This is a genomic window from Microbacterium oleivorans (assembly GCF_001644225.1).
GTDB lineage: Bacteria > Actinomycetota > Actinomycetes > Actinomycetales > Microbacteriaceae > Microbacterium > Microbacterium gawkjiense.
This window is the reverse complement of sequence record NZ_LSTV01000001.1, coordinates 1,112,723-1,128,747: the sequence shown is the minus strand read 5'-3', so window position 1 is coordinate 1,128,747 and position 16,025 is coordinate 1,112,723. Positions and strand designations below refer to the sequence as shown.

The 16,025-nt window shown below is 69.8% G+C and carries 17 protein-coding genes, 1 tRNA gene and 1 pseudogene; 11 read left to right on the top strand and 8 right to left on the bottom strand.

Annotation, left to right across the window (positions count from 1 at the left end):
* Positions 1 to 129 precede the first annotated feature (129 nt).
* Complete coding sequence (leuA, locus tag AYL44_RS05420) at positions 130 to 1,890, top strand: 2-isopropylmalate synthase (RefSeq protein WP_064002179.1); 1,761 nt, start codon at positions 130 to 132, stop codon at positions 1,888 to 1,890.
* Between the two features lie 28 nt (positions 1,891 to 1,918).
* On the opposite strand, the gene AYL44_RS05415 is transcribed toward leuA, so the two are convergent.
* The gene (locus tag AYL44_RS05415; protein WP_064002178.1) at positions 1,919 to 2,605 is read right to left on the bottom strand and encodes a trimeric intracellular cation channel family protein; all 687 of its coding nucleotides are present in this window, start codon (positions 2,603 to 2,605) and stop codon (positions 1,919 to 1,921) included.
* A 35-nt stretch (positions 2,606 to 2,640) separates the two neighbouring features.
* Here AYL44_RS05415 and recO point away from each other — a divergent pair, with 35 nt between their 5' ends.
* Both recO and AYL44_RS05405 read left to right on the top strand, forming a co-directional pair.
* Complete coding sequence (recO, locus tag AYL44_RS05410) at positions 2,641 to 3,369, top strand: DNA repair protein RecO (RefSeq protein ID WP_064002177.1); 729 nt, start codon at positions 2,641 to 2,643, stop codon at positions 3,367 to 3,369.
* Complete coding sequence (locus AYL44_RS05405; protein WP_064002176.1) at positions 3,366 to 4,172, top strand: isoprenyl transferase; 807 nt, start codon at positions 3,366 to 3,368, stop codon at positions 4,170 to 4,172. Before recO ends, AYL44_RS05405 begins: the two co-directional genes overlap by 4 nt.
* Positions 4,173 to 4,174: 2 nt before the next feature.
* On the opposite strand, the gene AYL44_RS05400 is transcribed toward AYL44_RS05405, so the two are convergent.
* The gene (locus AYL44_RS05400) at positions 4,175 to 4,741 is read right to left on the bottom strand and encodes a hypothetical protein (protein WP_064002175.1); all 567 of its coding nucleotides are present in this window, start codon (positions 4,739 to 4,741) and stop codon (positions 4,175 to 4,177) included.
* Positions 4,742 to 4,800: 59 nt separating this feature from the next.
* Here AYL44_RS05400 and AYL44_RS05395 point away from each other — a divergent pair, with 59 nt between their 5' ends.
* Positions 4,801 to 5,478, top strand: a complete 678-nt coding sequence (locus AYL44_RS05395; RefSeq protein WP_064002174.1) for a DsbA family oxidoreductase — start codon at positions 4,801 to 4,803, stop codon at positions 5,476 to 5,478.
* Here the strand turns inward: AYL44_RS05395 and AYL44_RS05390 are convergent, their stop codons facing one another.
* Positions 5,479 to 5,973 (bottom strand): glutathione peroxidase, encoded by a 495-nt coding sequence (locus AYL44_RS05390; protein ID WP_064002173.1) that lies wholly within the window; start codon positions 5,971 to 5,973, stop codon positions 5,479 to 5,481.
* A 63-nt stretch (positions 5,974 to 6,036) separates the two neighbouring features.
* Between AYL44_RS05390 and dusB the strand changes: the two genes are divergently transcribed.
* Genes dusB through dnaG form a run of 3 tightly spaced genes read left to right on the top strand, consistent with a single transcriptional unit; the run spans position 6,037 to position 10,419 of the window.
* A complete protein-coding gene (gene dusB, locus AYL44_RS05385) occupies positions 6,037 to 7,197 on the top strand; it encodes a tRNA dihydrouridine synthase DusB (RefSeq protein WP_064002172.1) in 1,161 nt (386 codons plus the stop codon).
* Positions 7,169 to 8,566, top strand: coding sequence for a deoxyguanosinetriphosphate triphosphohydrolase (locus AYL44_RS05380; protein ID WP_231872747.1), 1,398 nt, complete (start codon positions 7,169 to 7,171; stop codon positions 8,564 to 8,566). Before dusB ends, AYL44_RS05380 begins: the two co-directional genes overlap by 29 nt.
* A complete protein-coding gene (gene dnaG / locus AYL44_RS05375) occupies positions 8,566 to 10,419 on the top strand; it encodes a DNA primase (protein ID WP_064002170.1) in 1,854 nt (617 codons plus the stop codon). Before AYL44_RS05380 ends, dnaG begins: the two co-directional genes overlap by 1 nt.
* 117 nt (positions 10,420 to 10,536) lie before the next feature.
* On the opposite strand, the pseudogene AYL44_RS05370 reads toward dnaG, so the two are convergent.
* Positions 10,537 to 11,896, bottom strand: a pseudogene (locus tag AYL44_RS05370) (DUF222 domain-containing protein).
* A gap of 277 nt (positions 11,897 to 12,173) precedes the next feature.
* Between AYL44_RS05370 and AYL44_RS05365 the strand changes: the two are divergent.
* The 3 genes from AYL44_RS05365 to AYL44_RS05355 all read left to right on the top strand — a co-directional run bounded on the left by AYL44_RS05365 (position 12,174) and on the right by AYL44_RS05355 (position 13,437).
* Positions 12,174 to 12,941 (top strand): ATP-binding cassette domain-containing protein, encoded by a 768-nt coding sequence (locus tag AYL44_RS05365; RefSeq protein WP_197471585.1) that lies wholly within the window; start codon positions 12,174 to 12,176, stop codon positions 12,939 to 12,941.
* A gap of 61 nt (positions 12,942 to 13,002) precedes the next feature.
* Positions 13,003 to 13,078 (top strand) — tRNA-Asn (locus AYL44_RS05360).
* A gap of 122 nt (positions 13,079 to 13,200) precedes the next feature.
* Positions 13,201 to 13,437, top strand: a complete 237-nt coding sequence (locus tag AYL44_RS05355; protein ID WP_064002168.1) for a hypothetical protein — start codon at positions 13,201 to 13,203, stop codon at positions 13,435 to 13,437.
* A gap of 3 nt (positions 13,438 to 13,440) precedes the next feature.
* On the opposite strand, the gene AYL44_RS05350 is transcribed toward AYL44_RS05355, so the two are convergent.
* Positions 13,441 to 14,196: a DeoR/GlpR family DNA-binding transcription regulator gene (locus AYL44_RS05350; protein ID WP_064002167.1), complete on the bottom strand. Its 756-nt coding sequence runs from the start codon at positions 14,194 to 14,196 to the stop codon at positions 13,441 to 13,443.
* 45 nt (positions 14,197 to 14,241) lie between these two features.
* Between AYL44_RS05350 and AYL44_RS05345 the strand changes: the two genes are divergently transcribed.
* Complete coding sequence (locus AYL44_RS05345) at positions 14,242 to 14,634, top strand: DUF4406 domain-containing protein (RefSeq protein WP_197471584.1); 393 nt, start codon at positions 14,242 to 14,244, stop codon at positions 14,632 to 14,634.
* 35 nt (positions 14,635 to 14,669) lie between these two features.
* Here AYL44_RS05345 and AYL44_RS05340 read toward each other — a convergent pair whose 3' ends face one another.
* The 3 genes from AYL44_RS05340 to def form a co-directional block, all read right to left on the bottom strand.
* On the bottom strand, positions 14,670 to 14,936 hold the full coding sequence (locus AYL44_RS05340; RefSeq protein ID WP_082886098.1) for a hypothetical protein: 267 nt from the start codon (positions 14,934 to 14,936) through the stop codon (positions 14,670 to 14,672).
* 100 nt (positions 14,937 to 15,036) lie between these two features.
* Positions 15,037 to 15,426, bottom strand: a complete 390-nt coding sequence (locus AYL44_RS05335; protein WP_064002165.1) for an ester cyclase — start codon at positions 15,424 to 15,426, stop codon at positions 15,037 to 15,039.
* A 14-nt stretch (positions 15,427 to 15,440) separates the two neighbouring features.
* On the bottom strand, positions 15,441 to 16,007 hold the full coding sequence (def, locus tag AYL44_RS05330; protein ID WP_082886097.1) for a peptide deformylase: 567 nt from the start codon (positions 16,005 to 16,007) through the stop codon (positions 15,441 to 15,443).
* Positions 16,008 to 16,025 lie beyond the last annotated feature (18 nt).

Sequence of the window (16,025 nt, the reverse complement as noted above, 5' to 3'; positions counted from 1 at the left end):
GGTGTAACGTGTCGGTATGCGCTTCTGCGGCCTCCTTCTTCGTCGCCGCGACGAGTCCTCGATCTAGGACCAACTCGTCGCGGAGGTTGTCGTGGGTCCGCACCAGTGACGAGAGAAGAAGCACCCATCATGCGAAACACCCAGAAGCCCTCCGGCGCCCCGATCCACAAGTACCGCCCGTTCCACGAGCAGATCCGCGTCGAACTGCCCGATCGCACGTGGCCGGGCAGACGCATCGAGGTCGCACCCCGGTGGTGCGCCGTCGACCTGCGCGACGGCAACCAGGCGCTCATCGACCCGATGAGCCCCGAGCGCAAGCGGATCATGTTCGAGCTGCTCGTGAAGATGGGCTACAAGGAGATCGAGGTCGGCTTCCCGAGCGCGAGCCAGACCGACTTCGACTTCGTGCGCCAGCTGATCGAAGAGGACCTCATCCCCGAGGACGTCACGATCCAGGTGCTGACGCAGGCCCGCGACCACCTCATCAAGCGCACGTACGAGTCGATCGCCGGTGCCAAGCAGGCGATCGTCCACCTGTACAACTCCACGAGCGTGCTGCAGCGCGAGGTCGTCTTCCGCACCGACCAGCAGGGCATCATCGACATCGCCCTCGAGGGTGCGCGCCTGTGCCGCGAGTACGAGAAGACGATCCCCGAGACGACCGTCTACTACGAGTACTCGCCCGAGAGCTACACCGGCACCGAGCTCGAGTTCGCCGTCGACGTCTGCAACCAGGTCATCGAGGTCTTCGAGCCGACCCCTGAGCGCAAGGTCATCATCAACCTGCCGGCGACCGTCGAGATGGCGACGCCCAACGTCTACGCCGACTCGATCGAGTGGATGAGCCGGCACCTGGCCCACCGCGAGAACGTCATCCTGTCGCTGCACCCTCACAATGACCGCGGCACCGCGATCGCCGCGGCGGAGCTCGGCTACATGGCCGGGGCCGATCGCATCGAGGGATGCCTCTTCGGCAACGGCGAGCGCACGGGCAACGTCGACCTGGTCGCCCTGGGGATCAACCTGCTGACGCAGGGCATCGACCCGCAGATCGACTTCAGCGACATCGACCACGTCAAGCGCACCGCCGAGTACTGCAACCAGCTGCCCGTGCCCGAGCGGAGCCCCTGGGCGGGCGACCTGGTCTTCACCGCGTTCAGCGGGTCGCACCAGGACGCCATCAAGAAAGGCTTCGAGGCGATGGAGGCGCGTGCCCAGGCGGCGGGCGTCTCGGTCGACGAGATCGAGTGGGCCGTGCCGTACCTGCCGATCGACCCGAAGGACCTGGGACGCTCCTACGAGGCCGTCATCCGGGTCAACTCGCAGTCCGGCAAGGGCGGTGTCGCCTACCTGCTGAAGACCGACCACGCGCTCGACCTGCCGCGCAAGCTGCAGATCGAGTTCTCGGGGGTCGTGCAGGCGAAGACGGATGCCGAGGGCGGCGAGGTCTCGAGCGGTCAGATCTGGTCGATCTTCTCCGACGAGTACCTGCCCGCTGCCGCCGCCGACGAGAAGTGGGGTCGCTTCGAACTGCTGTCGACCCGTACGCAGAGCGACATGTCCGGGGAGGTCGCGCTCGAGGTGACGCTCCGCGACGGCGAGGAGCGCGTCTCGGCGACGGGCGCCGGCAACGGTCCCATCGCGGCGTTCCTGAAGGTGCTGGGCGAGCGCGGTTTCGAGATCTCCCTCTACGACTACGTCGAGCACACCCTGGGCGCCGGCGGCGACGCCCACGCGGCCGCGTACGTCGAGCTGCAGGTCGGTGACCAGCGCCTTTGGGGCGTCGGCATCGACGGCGACATCTCGACGGCGAGCCTGAAGGCGGTCGTCTCGGCGGTCAACCGGGCGATCCGCAGCCGCGTGTCCGAGAGCGAGCTCGCGGGCGTCTGATTCCCGCGCGGTCGCCGTCGGGACCCGATCACGGTCTGATGATCGGGATCGTCGAGGTCTCGACGGCGACTTTGCGCCGGTACAGCGCGCGCTGCTCCGGCAGGGAGATGTCGAACGCGACGGCGAGGACCCGGATGACGGCGGTCACCGCGATGCAGGTGATCGCCGCCGGCACCGCCGCGACGCCGACGACGTCGAGGACGGCCAGGACGGCGCATCCCACCGCCGCAGCGACGGCGTAGAGCGAGCCGACGTGCATCATCGCAACGGGGAGACCCATGAACACGTCGCGCAGCAGGCCGCCGCCGACCGCCGCGCACGCGCCGACGAAGACGGACGGGATGAGGGGGAGCCCGAGCGCCAACGCCTTGGTCGTCCCCAGCGCGCCGAACATGCCGATCGCGACGGCGTCGAGCGCCACGATGACGGCGTTGAGCCGCCGGAAGAGGTTCGCCAGCAGCATCCCGACGAGGGCCGCGGCGGTGACGGTGATGAGGTACCCGTCGCTCTGGAGGGCGACGGGGGTCGTGTTCAGGAGCAGATCGCGGATCATGCCGCCGCCGAGACCCATCACGACGCCGATGATCGCGACCCCGAGCAGGTCGAGTCGGCGCTGACCCTGGAACCCCGAGGCGAACAGGGCGCCCTGTACGCCGCCGAGCCCGACGGCGGTGAGGTCGGCCCAGAGGGGGATGAGGAACTGCGGCTCGGTCACGCCTTCATTGTGCCCGGTCACGGGATAATCGAGGGGTGCCCACTTACCGCGACGAGGTCGTGGTCCTTCGCACCCACAAGCTGGGCGAGGCGGACCGCATCGTGACGATGCTCAGCCGTCGTCACGGCAAGGTGCGCGCCGTCGCGAAGGGTGTCCGGCGGACGTCGTCGAAGTTCGGCGCCCGGCTCGAGCCGTTCATGGTCGCCGACGTCCAGATGTACAAGGGCCGCTCGCTCGACATCGTGCAGCAGGCCGAGTCCCTGGGCGCCTACGGTGCGGACATCGCGACCGATTACGACCGGTACACCGCGGCATCCGCCATGTCCGAGACCGCCGACCGGCTCAACGAGGCCGAGACGACGCCGCAGCAGTACCTGCTCCTCGTCGGCGGGCTCCGCGCCCTCGCCCGCGGCGACCACGCCCCGCGGTCGGTGCTCGACTCGTACCTCCTGAGGGTCATGTCGCTCTCGGGGTGGGCGCCGTCCCTGCGGGAGTGTGCGCGGTGCGGTGCTCCGGGGCCGCACGAGTGGTTCGTCGCGCAGCTGGGCGGCATCGTCTGCTCCGCGTGCGCGCCCACCGGTGCTCCGCGGGTGAGTGTCGAGACCGGCGATCTGCTGCGGGCGCTGCTGGCGGGGGAGTGGGATGTGGTGGATGCCGCCTCGTCCGGCGCCACCGCGGCATCCTCCGGCCTCATCGCCGCCTACGCACAGTGGCACACCGAGCGCGGCATCCGTTCCCTGTCCCACCTGGAGGCGCCTCGGTGAGTCCCAAGCCGTACACGCATCGCGACGCGGTGCCCTATCGACCGCTAGACTGGACCGGGCTGTACCCGCCGGAATTCCCGAAGGGGGCGGTGCCGGCTCACGTCGCGATCGTCATGGACGGCAACGGCCGGTGGGCGAACCGCCGCGGGCTGACCCGGATCGAAGGGCATCGCGCGGGCGAGGAGGTGCTGCTCGACGTCGTCGCCGGGGCGATCCAGGCGGGCGTCAAACACCTCAGCGTCTACGCCTTCTCCACGGAGAACTGGGCGCGCTCGCCCGAAGAGGTGCGCTTCCTCATGGGGTACAACCGCGACGTGCTGCACCGGCGACGGGACCAGCTCAACGAGTGGAACGTCCGCATCCGCTGGGCCGGACGCAAGCCGCGGCTGTGGGGCTCGGTCATCAAGGAACTGCAGTACGCCGAGCAGCTGACGTCCGGCAACACCGGCCTGACGCTGACGATGTGCATCAACTACGGCGGGCGGCTGGAGATCATCGACGCGATGCGGGCGATGGGTGAGGAGATCGCCCGCGGAAAGCTGAAGCCCTCGGCCATCACCGAGAAGACGCTCCGGCGGCACTTGTACGTCTCCGACATGCCCGACGTCGACCTCTTCGTGCGGTCGAGCGGTGAGCAGCGGACGTCCAACTTCCTGCTGTGGGAGGCGGCGTACGCCGAGATGGTGTTCCTCGACACGCTGTGGCCCGACTTCTCGCGGACCGACCTGTGGGGAGCGATCGAGCTCTATCTGTCGCGCGACCGCCGCTTCGGCGGGGCCAAGGACGCCCCGACGTCCACCTGAGGTCAGTCCGCGGCGCGCGCGGCGGGTCCCGCGAGCCAGCGCTCGACCTCCCGCGGATGGCGGAGGCGTACGACGGGCACGTCGTACTCGGCGGCGACCCGCGGCATCCGTTCCCGCCAGGTGCCGTGCGTGCGCATCTCCCACCGCAGGATGTGGTCGGGGTCGCGGAGGACCGTCCACAGGGGAGGCTCGACGTTCCCGTTCCACAGGGGCTGCCGCAGGATGCTGCGCCGCAGGGTGCGTCGCACCAGCCGGGCGCGCGCGATGCGACGGGGGAGGTCGAGCCACACCGCGAGGTCGGCGCGCTCGCCGAGCACCTGCCCGCCGCCCGCGCTGAAGTAGTTCCACTCCGACACCCACCGCTCACCGGCGGCGACGTGGCGCACGTCGTCGAGGAACTCGGGCCGGGGCGTCCAGCCCGGTCCGTGGAAGAGCGAGTCGAGCTCGGTGTACTCGAGATGCCATAGGTCCGCGAGCCGTCGCGCGAGGGTGGACTTGCCCACCCCCGTGGTGCCCGCGATCACGACGCGACGGGGCGGAGCCGGCAGCGGGTCGTCGGCGGAGAGCATCCCGCCAGCCTAGGACGGCGGCGGGAATAGATGCGAGTGCCGGGCGCGTTGCAGGCGATGTGACGGATGCCATCAAGATCGACGTGTGGAGTGACATCGCCTGCCCCTGGTGCTACATCGGCAAGCGCAACCTCGAGACGGGGCTCGCGGCGACGGCGGACGACGCCGACGCCCCCCGCGTGGAGGTGACGTTCCACTCGTACGAGCTGTCCCCGGACACCCCCGTCGACTTCGACGGGAACGAGGTCGACTTCCTGTCGCAGCACAAGGGCATGACACCCGAGCAGGTCAAGCCGATGCTCGACCGGGTGACGGGTGTCGCCGCCGAGGCGGGCCTCGAGTACCGGTTCGACCTGCTGAAGCACACGAACACGGTGAAGGCGCACGAGCTGCTCCACTTCGCGAAGGAGCAGGGTCTCCAGAAGGAGATGACCGAGCGGCTCATGTCGGCCTACTTCACCGAGGGCCGTCACGTCGGTCGCATCGACGACCTCGTGGAGCTCGCCGTCGAGGCGGGACTCGACCGGGAGGCCGCGCGCGACGCGCTGGAGTCCGGCCGCTACCTCGAGGCGGTGCGGGCCGACCAGGCGCAGGCGCAGGCCTACGGCATCCAGGGTGTGCCGTTCTTCGTCATCGACGGCAAGTACGGCGTCAGCGGGGCGCAGCCCGCCGAGGCGTTCGCGCAGATCGCACGTCAGGTGTGGTCCGAGCGCGCGGAGGCGTCGGCCGCGAGCTGATCAGGCCAGCGCGTCCTCGATCGCCGCGATCACCTCGGGCTCGTTCGGCTTGGTCTGCGGACGGAAGCGGTGCAGCTCGCCGTCCCGCGTCACGAGGAACTTCTCGAAGTTCCACATGACGGGGCCCTTCGCGCGCTCCGCGTTCGGGGTCTTCTTCAGCGCCTTGTAGAGCGGAGCGGCGTGCGAGCCGTTCACCCGGATCTTGTCCATGATGGGGAACGTGATGCCCCAGTTGACGGCGCAGTAGTCGAGGATCTCCTCCATCGATCCGGGCTCCTGCCCCATGAACTGGTTGCACGGGAACCCGATGACCTGCAGGCCGCGCTCGCCGTACGTCTTCTGCAGCTCCTCGAGCTGCTCGTACTGCGGGGCCAACCCGCACTTCGACGCGACGTTGACGATGAGGAACGCCTTGTCGCCGAAGTCGCCCAGCGTCGCCTCCTTCCCGTCGGCCGTGGTGAACGGGATGTCGCGGAGGGAGGGGGTTTCGGTCATGTCTCCACGATAGGACGCGCGCCGATCCCGCAAGCGCTCGCCGTCTGGGAGAATGGGAAGGATATGTCCTCGACCCTCGCACCCCCCGCGCCCCTGCGTATCGGGCCGATCACCCTCGACGCTCCCGTCGTCCTCGCACCCATGGCCGGCATCACCAACACGGCCTTCCGTCGCCTGTGCCGCGAGTACGGTGCGGGCCTCTACGTGAGCGAGATGATCACGACGCGCGCTCTGGTCGAGCGCAACGCCACGACGATGCGGCTCATCCGCCACCACGAGTCCGAGACCCCCCGGTCGATCCAGCTGTACGGCGTCGACCCGGCGACCGTCGAGGCCGCGGTCCGGATCATCGTCGAGGAGGATCACGCCGACCACGTCGATCTGAACTTCGGATGCCCCGTCCCCAAGGTGACCCGCAAGGGCGGCGGTGCGGCGCTGCCGTGGAAGACCGAGCTGTTCCGCGAGATCGTCGAACGCGCCGCGAAGGCCGCCGGCGACATCCCGTTGACCGTCAAGATGCGCAAGGGCATCGACTCCGACCACCTGACCTACCTCGAGGCCGGCCGGATCGCCGAAGGCGCCGGCGTCGCCGCCGTCGCGCTGCACGCGCGGACGGCATCGGAGTTCTACTCGGGCCACGCGGACTGGTCAGCGATCGCGAAGTTGAAGGAGACGGTCACGAGCGTCCCCGTGCTCGGCAACGGCGACATCTGGTCGGCGGAGGACGCCCGCCGGATGATGGCCGAGACCGGTTGCGACGGTGTCGTCGTCGGACGCGGATGCCTCGGCCGCCCCTGGCTCTTCGGTGACCTCGCGCGCGAACTCGGCACCGGCCACACCGCTCCGCCCGTCGATGCGACCCTCGGGTTCGTCGCGGCCGCGTTCCGTCGCCACGCGGAGCTGCTGGTCGAGTTCTTCGAGGACGAGGACCGCGGCTGCCGCGACATCCGCAAGCACGTCGCCTGGTACTTCAAGGGCTACCCCGTCGGGGGTGACCTCCGGGCTCGTCTCGCGACCGCGTCGAGCCTCGCGGAGATCGACGAGCTGCTCGCGACGCTCGACCTCGACGCGCCGTACCCCGGCGCCGCCGCGGAGGGTCAGCGCGGGCGTGCGGGCACGCCGAAGCGGCCGGCCCTGCCCGACGGGTGGCTCGACTCGCGCGAGATCGGACACGCGGCATCCACCGCCCTTGCGGATGCGGAGCTCGACACCAGTGGCGGCTGAGTCGGTGGTCGGCGCGAGCGTGGGCATCGCCGCCGGACGTCCCACAGGCTACGACGACCACGACGCCGAGCGTTTCCACGCGGAGAAGCACCGTTCCCTGCGCGACGGGTTCGCCCGTGACCGTGCCCGGGTGCTGCACTCCGCGGCGTTCCGGCGGCTCGCGGCCAAGACGCAGGTGCTGAGCCCCGCGAGCCCCGACGACTTCGCGCGCAACCGCCTCACGCACTCGCTCGAGGTCGCGCAGGTGGGACGCGAGCTCGCGATCGCGTTGGAGCTCTCGCCCGACGTGGTCGACACGGCGTGCCTGAGTCATGACCTCGGGCATCCGCCTTTCGGGCACAACGGCGAGCGGGCGCTCAACGAGTGGGCCGAGGACATCGGCGGGTTCGAGGGCAATGCGCAGTCGCTGCGCATCCTCGCCCGTCTCGAGCCGAAGGTCGTCGACGACGACGGCGAGAGCTTCGGGCTGAACCTCACCCGCGCGAGCCTCGACGCGACCTGCAAGTACCCGTGGACGGCGGATCACGCGATCCCGGATCCCGGAGGACGCCAGAAATTCGGTGTGTACGCCGAGGACGAGGCGATCTTCCGGTGGATGCGGCAGGGCGCGCCCGGCCGCGTGCGGTGCATCGAGGCCGAGGTCATGGACCTCTCCGACGACATCGCCTACTCGGTGCACGACTTCGAGGACGCCGTCCTGAACGGTTACCTCGATCCCCGCCGACTCGCGGATGCCCGGGAGCGCGAGGCGCTGCTGACGGCGATCCAGTCGTGGGTCGGGCTCGGGTTCAGCCGAGATGAACTCGCCGATGCGCTGTACCGACTCGTGCGACTGCCCGAGTGGATGACCGACTTCGACGGCACGCGGGCGTCGGTGGCCCGGCTGAAGAACCTCACGTCCGACTTCATCGGGCGCTTCGCTCGTGCCGCGACGGCGGCGACGCGCGAGCACTACGACACGCCCGCGCTGACCCGCTACCGCGGACGGATGATCGTGCCGCGGGTCATCGAGGCCGAGATGGCGGTGCTGAAGGGCACGATCGGGGCGTTCGTCGTGTCGATCGACGGTCGTAAGGGGCTCTACAAGGAGCAGCGTCGGGTGCTGAAGCGCCTCGCGTCGGCTCTGCTGGAGCGTCCGGAGCACCTCGATCGGGTGCACGCGGTGGACTTCGCGGCGGCATCGAGCGATGTCGAACGCAAGCGCGTCGTGGTCGATCAGGTGGCGACGCTCACCGACCGTTTCGCGATCGAGTGGCACTCGGCTCTGGTCGGGCCCGTGGACCTGCGCGAACTCGGCCTCTGGCCAGCGGGGTCTCGGGTCGTCGCGAACGCGAGCTTCGCCCTTCCCGAGCCGATCGAAGGTCTCTGATGGCCCGCATCCGGCAGTCCGACGTCGACGAGGTGAAGGCTCGGACGAACATCGCGGACATCGTGGGGGAGCGGGTCGCGCTGAAGTCGGCGGGTGTGGGATCCCTCAAGGGACTCTGCCCGTTCCACGATGAGCGCAGTCCGAGCTTCAACGTGCGGCCGCAGGCGGGGTACTACCACTGCTTCGGATGCGGGGAGTCGGGCGACGTCTACTCGTTCCTGCGCGCGATGGACCACCTGTCGTTCACCGAGGCGGTCGAGCGTCTCGCGGGCCGTATCGGATACCAGCTGCACTACGAGGACGGCGGGGCCGCTCCCGAGACCGGCGGTCGGACGCGGCTGTACCAGGCGAACACGGCCGCGGCCGAGTACTTCCGGGGGCAGCTCGCGACGGCGGAGGCCGACGCGGGTCGCCGGTTCCTCGGCGAACGGGGATTCGATGCCGGCGCCGCCGCGCACTTCGGTGTCGGTTACGCGCCGAAGGGCTGGAACAACATGCGGGACGCCCTGCGCGCGCAGGGCTTCACCGACGAGGAGTTGGCAACGGCGGGGCTCGTGTCGCAGGGGCAGCGCGGCGTGTACGACCGGTTCCGCGGACGGGTGGTGTGGCCGATCCGCGACCTCACGGGCCAGACGATCGGGTTCGGCGCGCGGAAGCTGTACGAGGACGATCAGGGCCCCAAGTACCTGAACACGCCCGAGACGCCGATCTACAAGAAGGCGCAGGTTCTCTACGGTCTCGACCTCGCGAAGAAGGACGTCTCCCGCTCGCACCGTGTCGTCGTCGTGGAGGGGTACACCGACGTGATGGCGTGCCACCTCGCCGGGGTGACGACGGCGATCGCGACGTGCGGCACCGCGTTCGGGTCGGACCACATCACGGTGCTGCGCCGGGTGATGGGTGACGACAGTGCCTCTGGCGAGGTGATCTTCACGTTCGATCCGGATGCGGCGGGGCAGAAAGCGGCGTTGCGGGCGTTCTCGGAGGAGAAGCGGTTCGCGGCGCAGACGTACGTGGCGGTCGCGCCGGACGGTCTCGATCCGTGCGATCTGCGGCTCAATCGCGGCGACGGCGCCGTGCGGGCGTTGATGGATGCGAAGGCGCCGATGTTCGAGTTCGTCATCGACCAGAAGCTGGCCGGGTTCGATCTCGGGAGCGTCGAGGGCCGGGTCGGCGCGTTGCGCGCGGCCGCTCCGATCGTCGCGGAGATCCGCGACCCGTCGCTGCGACCGGGGTACACGCGGGTGCTGGCGCGCAAGCTCGGGATGGACCTCGGTGAGGTCACTCCGGCGGTGGAGCGCGCGGCGCGCGGGTCGCGCAGCCCGCGGGAGCCGGAGGCCGCTCCGGTCGAGAGGTCCTCGGATGGAGCGGCTCCGTCGTTGCGGGTGACGGTGGCGAGCCTTCCGCGGACGGCGAGCGTGACCCTCGAGCGGGATGCGCTGATGGGTGTGCTGCAGTACGGGCACGTCATCGACCGGGACGAGGTGGATGCCGCGCTGCAGATCCCGATGGAGCACCCCGCGCTCGACGCGGTGCGCCAGGCGGTCGCCGCTCAGCCGGATCGGTCTCGTGTCGGGTGGTCGACGGCTGCCGTGGATGCGACGCGGGAGCCGTATCGCGGGCTCGCTGCGGAGTTGTTGACGGCGTCGTTCCCGGCGCTGACGGAGGTGGAGGCGACGACGTCGGCGCGTGCGCTGTGCCGTCGGCTTCGGCTGCGGGCGATGGATCGGGAGAAGGCGGAGCTGCTCGGCGCCGTCCAGCGCGTGCCGGCGGACTCCGAGGAGGGTCGCGCGGTTCGGGTCGCGCTGCGGGACCTCGACCAGCGGCGCCGGACGCTTGCTGATCTCGTCTGACGCTTTGTGTTGCCGCGCAGGAAACGCGGGATGGTGGGATGCAGGATGCGCTCTCACCGACACGTCACCCTCAGGCGTGTTCGCTGGGCGCGACGCGCTCTGATTGCCGCGTGATGCTCAGAAGGGTGCGGGTTCCGCTGGTGCGGGTGGCGGTGATGGTGGTGCGGCAGGGGTGAACGCGACGGCCGGTGTCGGTGCGTCTTCTCTGTAGGTCCTGCCGAGGGGTGAGGTCCATTCCAGGACTCCACCCGTGAGTTGTCGCACTCTCCACGCGGTGAATTGCTTCATGGAGTGATGCCGTTGGCACAGATGAGCCAAGTTGGTNNCGGCATCCGGGGAACCGGCAGTGCTGGTCACGGGCTTGCAGGAACCGTCGCATCCCGGACGGTACCCGGTATGAGTCGGCGGAGACCGTGACACCGGTGGTGGGGTCGTGGAACAGGCGCTCCCAGGTATGGGTGCCGCCGGCGAGGGTGCGCGCCGTCGCGGGGTCGATGGGGGAGCGCCCGGCGAGGTCGCAGGGCCCGTCGTCTTCTCCGGTGAGCGTCGCGGCGGGGATGAGCACTTGCACGCGCGCGCGGATCGCGCCCAGCGGCCCGGCGGTGGTGTCGCGGGTGTCATTGAGCGCTGGGGTTCCCGCGAGGAGCAGGTCGGCGAACACATCCGCTCGGACCTGGTCGATGGAGCGCTGGTCGGTGGCGACGATGGCGGCGGCATCTTCGTTGTCGTTGTCGTTGTCGTTGTCGTTGTCGTTGTCGCTGTGCGTCGCGGCGGCTTCCCCGAACGCGACACCAGCCCCGCCGCACGCGGCGGCCCGCTCGTCGCGGGTGTCGATGATCGCGCGCGCCTGCTGCGTGAGCCGGTCGTGGATCCCTTCGGCGATCACCGTCGGGACGGTTGCGACCACGTCGGACATTCCGTCTCGTCCCGGCACGATCCGGACGCACCGCCCAGCGGCAGCCTCCTCGTGCCGTTCCGCGAACGAGCGCGGGTGCATCCGGTGGGCGAGGATCTCCAACTCGCCTCGCACCCGGTTGGGGGTGTCGCGCTCGCACCGTGAGATCGCGACCTGTTCGAACTCGAACCACATCTCTGCGGGCAGACTTGTCCCGGTCTCGACGATCGCGATCGCGTGCCCGCGGATAATCCGCCCTTGCTCCCACGCTTCCACGGTCGTCGGGAAGCCTTCGACCAGAGTCCGCGCCTCACCGATCCGGCGTTGGACGGTCCGATCGGTCACGCGCATGACCCCGCCGACCTCGGCCGCGATCGATCGCAGGGCCATGTCGTGGACCTGCACACGCGCGTTGCGCTGAGCGGTCTGCGCCTCCGCCAACCGCCCTGCATCGGCCAGCGCCCGAAGCTCCCGGATCTGCACGCGCGCCAACTCGACGGCCACATCCCCGACATCAGCGACGATGCCCGCCAAGGCGGCGAGATAGTCCTCGCCACCGGGGGTTTCCGCCGCATCCGTCATACCTGCACTCTGCCAGGGACCTCCGACATCCACCCCGGTGAAACAGGCTCAGAACACGCGTTATGCACACCCCGAGAATGAGAGTCCTCTCATCCTCGTCAGCCGGGCGCGAGCGAATGTCGCGACACCTCACGCCCCCACGCTCGAATGCGTGCGCGGATCACGACGACGACGACACCCCGTGCCCCCCAACCCCCCCGGAACAACGCACCGGACCCGCCGCCCCCGCACCGCCCCGGACTGGCGCCCGCGTCGCCGACGCATGAGGATGGAACGCATGCCTCGAGTGACCGAACCGGATGCCGCCATCTACTGCTCCGACCTGTCGATCGCTCGTGTCTCCGCAGATACGCGTGTCATCGACGGGGTGTCTCTGCGGGTCGCGCCGGGCGAGGTCGTCGCGGTGATGGGCGCGACGGGTTCCGGCAAGTCGAGTCTCGCCTCCTGTCTCGCGGGGGCGGACCACCGCGACCTGCGCATCGTCGGCGGGGTCGGGGAGGTCGCCGGCATCTCCCTTCGTGCACGGGGTCGCGCTCGGCGGGTCCTGACCTATCGCACTGGGCACCTGCGTCAAGGCGCGAACTCGGATCTTCCGGCGCGGCTCACCATCTCGGAGATCGTCGCGGAACCGATCACCGCCCGCGATCGCAAGGTCAACGAGCGCGCCCTCGCGCTGCGGGTCGCCTCGCTGCTCGACGAGTTGCAGCTCCCCATCGGGGCGTCGGAGAAGTACCCCTACGAGCTGAGCTCCGGCATGCGTCAACGCGTCGCGATCGCGCGCAGCCTCGTGCTCGATCCCACGGTCCTCATCGCGGACGAGCCCTATGCGAACCTCGATGTCGACGTCCGGCCCGCCGTCCTCGACGCTCTCCGGCGACGTGTCGACGACGGGATGGCTCTGCTCGTCGTCACGAACGAGCGCGAGCTCGTGGCCGACCTCGAGGCCCAGGTCCTCGTCCTGCGCGCCGGCCACCCGATCGGTGTCGGCCCCACCCTGGACGACGTGCTCTGGACCCCCGACGAAGCGACACGAATCGGCGGCTGATGTCACGAGCACCCCTCGGGCTTTGCTACGATTGTGTGGTTGCCCGGTCGCGGGTGACTGATCCTCGGTAGCTCAATTGGCAGAGCAATCGGCTGTTAACCGATAGGTTCTTGGTTCGAGTCCAAGCCGGGGAGCCATTGAACGAAACCCCCGGTCCCGCCGGGGGTTTCCGCTTTCCCGGTGACGGATGCCGGGCGCGGCATCCGCTCTTCCGAGATGTTTGCTTGCGCGAGGCCCGCAGCGGCCCCATCCTGGAGCCATGAACACCGTCGTCGGAGACTGGAAGGCGTGGAGCTGGGGCGAACGCGCGGGCGTGATCGTCCTCGCCGCCTCCGTGATCCTGCTGGTCTGGGCCGCTTTCCAGTACGGCGCCGGGCACGACGTCGCCTTCTTCGCCCTCTTCGGCGCGCTCGTCGCGGGCATCACCGGGCTCGGCGTCCACGTCGCGTCGCGCGAAGCCCGGTTTCGCAGGCGGGCGCCCTCGCACGAGCGCTGACCCTCAGCGCAGGACGCTGACCCCGCGCCGTTCGAGAGCGGACAGCGTCGTGGCGCCGGCAGCATCCTCCGCGTCGACGATCACCCCGTCGACCGCATCCCACGTCAAAACCCGATACCGCGACGCGGCCCCGATCTTCTCCGCACTGCCGAGGACGAACGTCTCCGCCGCACGACTCGCGAGCGTGCGCTTCATCGCGGCCTCGTCGGCGTCGCCGGTGGTGAGACCGGCGTCCTCGTGGACACCCGTGACGCCGAGCAGGAACCGGTCCGCGGAAACGGTCATCGCCGCCTCCACGGCGGCGGCGCCCGAGGCGACCGCCGAGTGCTTGAACAGGCGGCCCCCGAGGATGATGACCTCGGCCGCGTGGTGCAGCAGCGCGGCCGCCACGGTGGGGCTGTGCGTGATGATCGTGCACTCGCGTCCGAGGTCGAGGGCGCGCACGGCCGCGAGCGCAGTCGTTCCACCGTCGAGGATGACGGTGCTGCCCGGTTCGATCAGCTGGGCCGCGCGCCGCGCGACGCGAGTCTTGCTGTCGGTCGCGACGGTTTCGCGCACCCCGTAGTCCGCGACGGCGGGGGATGCGGGAAGGGCGCCGCCGTACACCCGGACGGCCAGGCCGGCGGCATCCAGTTCGCGGAGATCGCGGCGGATGCTGTCCTCGGAGAGCCCCAGTTCCGCGGCGAGCTCCTTCGCGACGATGCGGCCGTCCGAGCGGAGTCGGTCGAGTAGCAACTGCTTGCGGGTGGCGGCGAGCATTCGCGATCCTTCACGTTTGTGCATGTTTGTGCTTATTCTATCAGCATGACTCCCTCCGACGCACCTCGCCCCCTCCTGATCCTCATCGCCGGCCCGTACGCCTCGGGTACGAACGGGGACCCCGACCTCATGCGGCGCAATCTCGAGCGCCTCGAGCAGGCCGCCTGGCCGATCTTCCGAGCGGGCCACATCCCGATGATCGGGGAGTGGGTGGCGCTGCCCATTCTGCGCAGCGCCGGCGCCGAGGGTCCGCACGATCCCCTGGCCGCGCAGGTCATGTACCCGACGGCCGAGCGACTGCTGCAGCACTGCGACGCCGTGCTGCGCCTTCCGGGCGAGTCCCGAGGCGCAGACCAGGACGTGGCGATCGCGCGGGAGCGCGGCCTCCCGGTGTACACCTCCCTCGCCGAGGTGCCGGGCGTCGCCGTCGCGACCTGACGATGGGGAGCGCGGCGATCACGCCGGGCCTGACCTCACTCGTCGCGGAGCACAGCGCCCGACCACACCCAGCACCGGCGCTCCTGATCGCCCACCCGGAATCGGATCGCCGCGGCCCGGTCGGTCCACATGCACAGATCCGCATCGACGAGCACCGGCTCGGTGCCGAAGCGCACCCACGCCTGCACCCGGGCGGGGCGCGGATCGGTCGTCACGGGCCTGCGGTCCAGATCCAGCTCCTCTTTCGTGAGGGACTGCAGGATGCCGCGCGACGCCACCCGCTGCAGGATGCGGTCGTCCATCCGCGCATCGACGCTCGCCGCGTACCGCCTGTTCGCACCCAACCGGCATCCCTCTCTCCGGCCGACTCCGCGATCGTACGCAGAGCGGCGGACATCGGTGTCAGTCGGTGAGTTGGGCCTGCATGGCCTCGTCGCCCGATCCGGTCACGGCGACCACGCGTCCTGCCGTGATGCGCAGGAACAGGAACTCGGCGACGTTCACGTGTCGGCGCGTCGGCGGGATGCCGCGCCACACCCCGGTGTGAGTTCCGCCGGCGCGCAGGTGCGCGGCGATCCGATCGTCCTCGGCGACCACCTGGATCGTCTTCCACCGCCAGTCCGGGAAGCCGTGGAACAGATCGGCCAGGTCATCGATCCAGGCATCCGCTCCGGCGGGCAGGTGGGCGCGCCGGACACTCGGATCGACAAGATCCCGGATCGCCGCCAGATCGTGCCGGTTGCAGGTGTCGACGAAGTCGCCGAACCACCCGTGCAGCTCCCACGGCTCCATGGCGGGACGGCCGGTCAGGCGTCGAGGTCGTCGACGCCCGGCATCCAGCTCTGTCCGGGCTTGCCCCAGCCGCGCTTGCGGGCGATCTTCTGGGTGGTCTTCCAGTCGGAATCCGACAGGCGGTCGATGTAGAGGATGCCGTTGAGGTGGTCGAACTCGTGCTGCATGATGCGTGCGCGCCAGCCCTCGACCCGGATCTCGACCGGTGCCCCGTCGAGGTCCGTGCCCGTCACCAGGACCGCGTCGGCCCGGCGCAGGGGGAACCGTTCGCCCGGGAAGGACAGGCACCCCTCGGACTCGTCGTCGGGGTCGGGGGAGCCGGGCTCGGGAGGCGTCATCCAGAGTTCCGGATTGATCAGGACGCCCCGCCACGGCTGCCCGTCGTCGTCCTGATACGAGTACGTGTAGATGCGGAGCCCGACACCGACCTGGGGGGCGGCGAGGCCGACACCCGGTGCCGTGTCCATCGTCTCGAACATGTCGGCGACGAGCGTGCGGATGTCGTCGGTCACCTCGTCGACGGGAGCGGCGACGGAATGGAGGACGGGATCGCCCATGATGCGAATCGGAAGTACGGCCACGTCAGAAGCCTAACGAGG

Bases quoted from the DNA above. Each gene is read 5' to 3' on its own strand.
- AYL44_RS05355 (WP_064002168.1), top strand. From the start codon at position 13,201: ATGAACACCGTCGTCGGAGACTGGAAGGCGTGGAGCTGGGGCGAACGC.
- AYL44_RS05345 (WP_197471584.1), top strand. From the start codon at position 14,242: ATGACTCCCTCCGACGCACCTCGCCCCCTCCTGATCCTCATCGCCGGC.
- AYL44_RS05380 (WP_231872747.1), top strand. From the start codon at position 7,169: ATGCGGAGCTCGACACCAGTGGCGGCTGAGTCGGTGGTCGGCGCGAGC.
- dnaG (WP_064002170.1), top strand. From the start codon at position 8,566: ATGGCCCGCATCCGGCAGTCCGACGTCGACGAGGTGAAGGCTCGGACG.
- dusB (WP_064002172.1), top strand. From the start codon at position 6,037: ATGTCCTCGACCCTCGCACCCCCCGCGCCCCTGCGTATCGGGCCGATC.
- AYL44_RS05365 (WP_197471585.1), top strand. From the start codon at position 12,174: ATGCCTCGAGTGACCGAACCGGATGCCGCCATCTACTGCTCCGACCTG.
- AYL44_RS05390 (WP_064002173.1), bottom strand. From the start codon at position 5,973: ATGACCGAAACCCCCTCCCTCCGCGACATCCCGTTCACCACGGCCGAC.
- AYL44_RS05340 (WP_082886098.1), bottom strand. From the start codon at position 14,936: ATGGACGACCGCATCCTGCAGCGGGTGGCGTCGCGCGGCATCCTGCAG.
- AYL44_RS05350 (WP_064002167.1), bottom strand. From the start codon at position 14,196: ATGCTCGCCGCCACCCGCAAGCAGTTGCTACTCGACCGACTCCGCTCG.
- leuA (WP_064002179.1), top strand. From the start codon at position 130: ATGCGAAACACCCAGAAGCCCTCCGGCGCCCCGATCCACAAGTACCGC.
- AYL44_RS05400 (WP_064002175.1), bottom strand. From the start codon at position 4,741: ATGCTCTCCGCCGACGACCCGCTGCCGGCTCCGCCCCGTCGCGTCGTG.
- AYL44_RS05335 (WP_064002165.1), bottom strand. From the start codon at position 15,426: ATGGAGCCGTGGGAGCTGCACGGGTGGTTCGGCGACTTCGTCGACACC.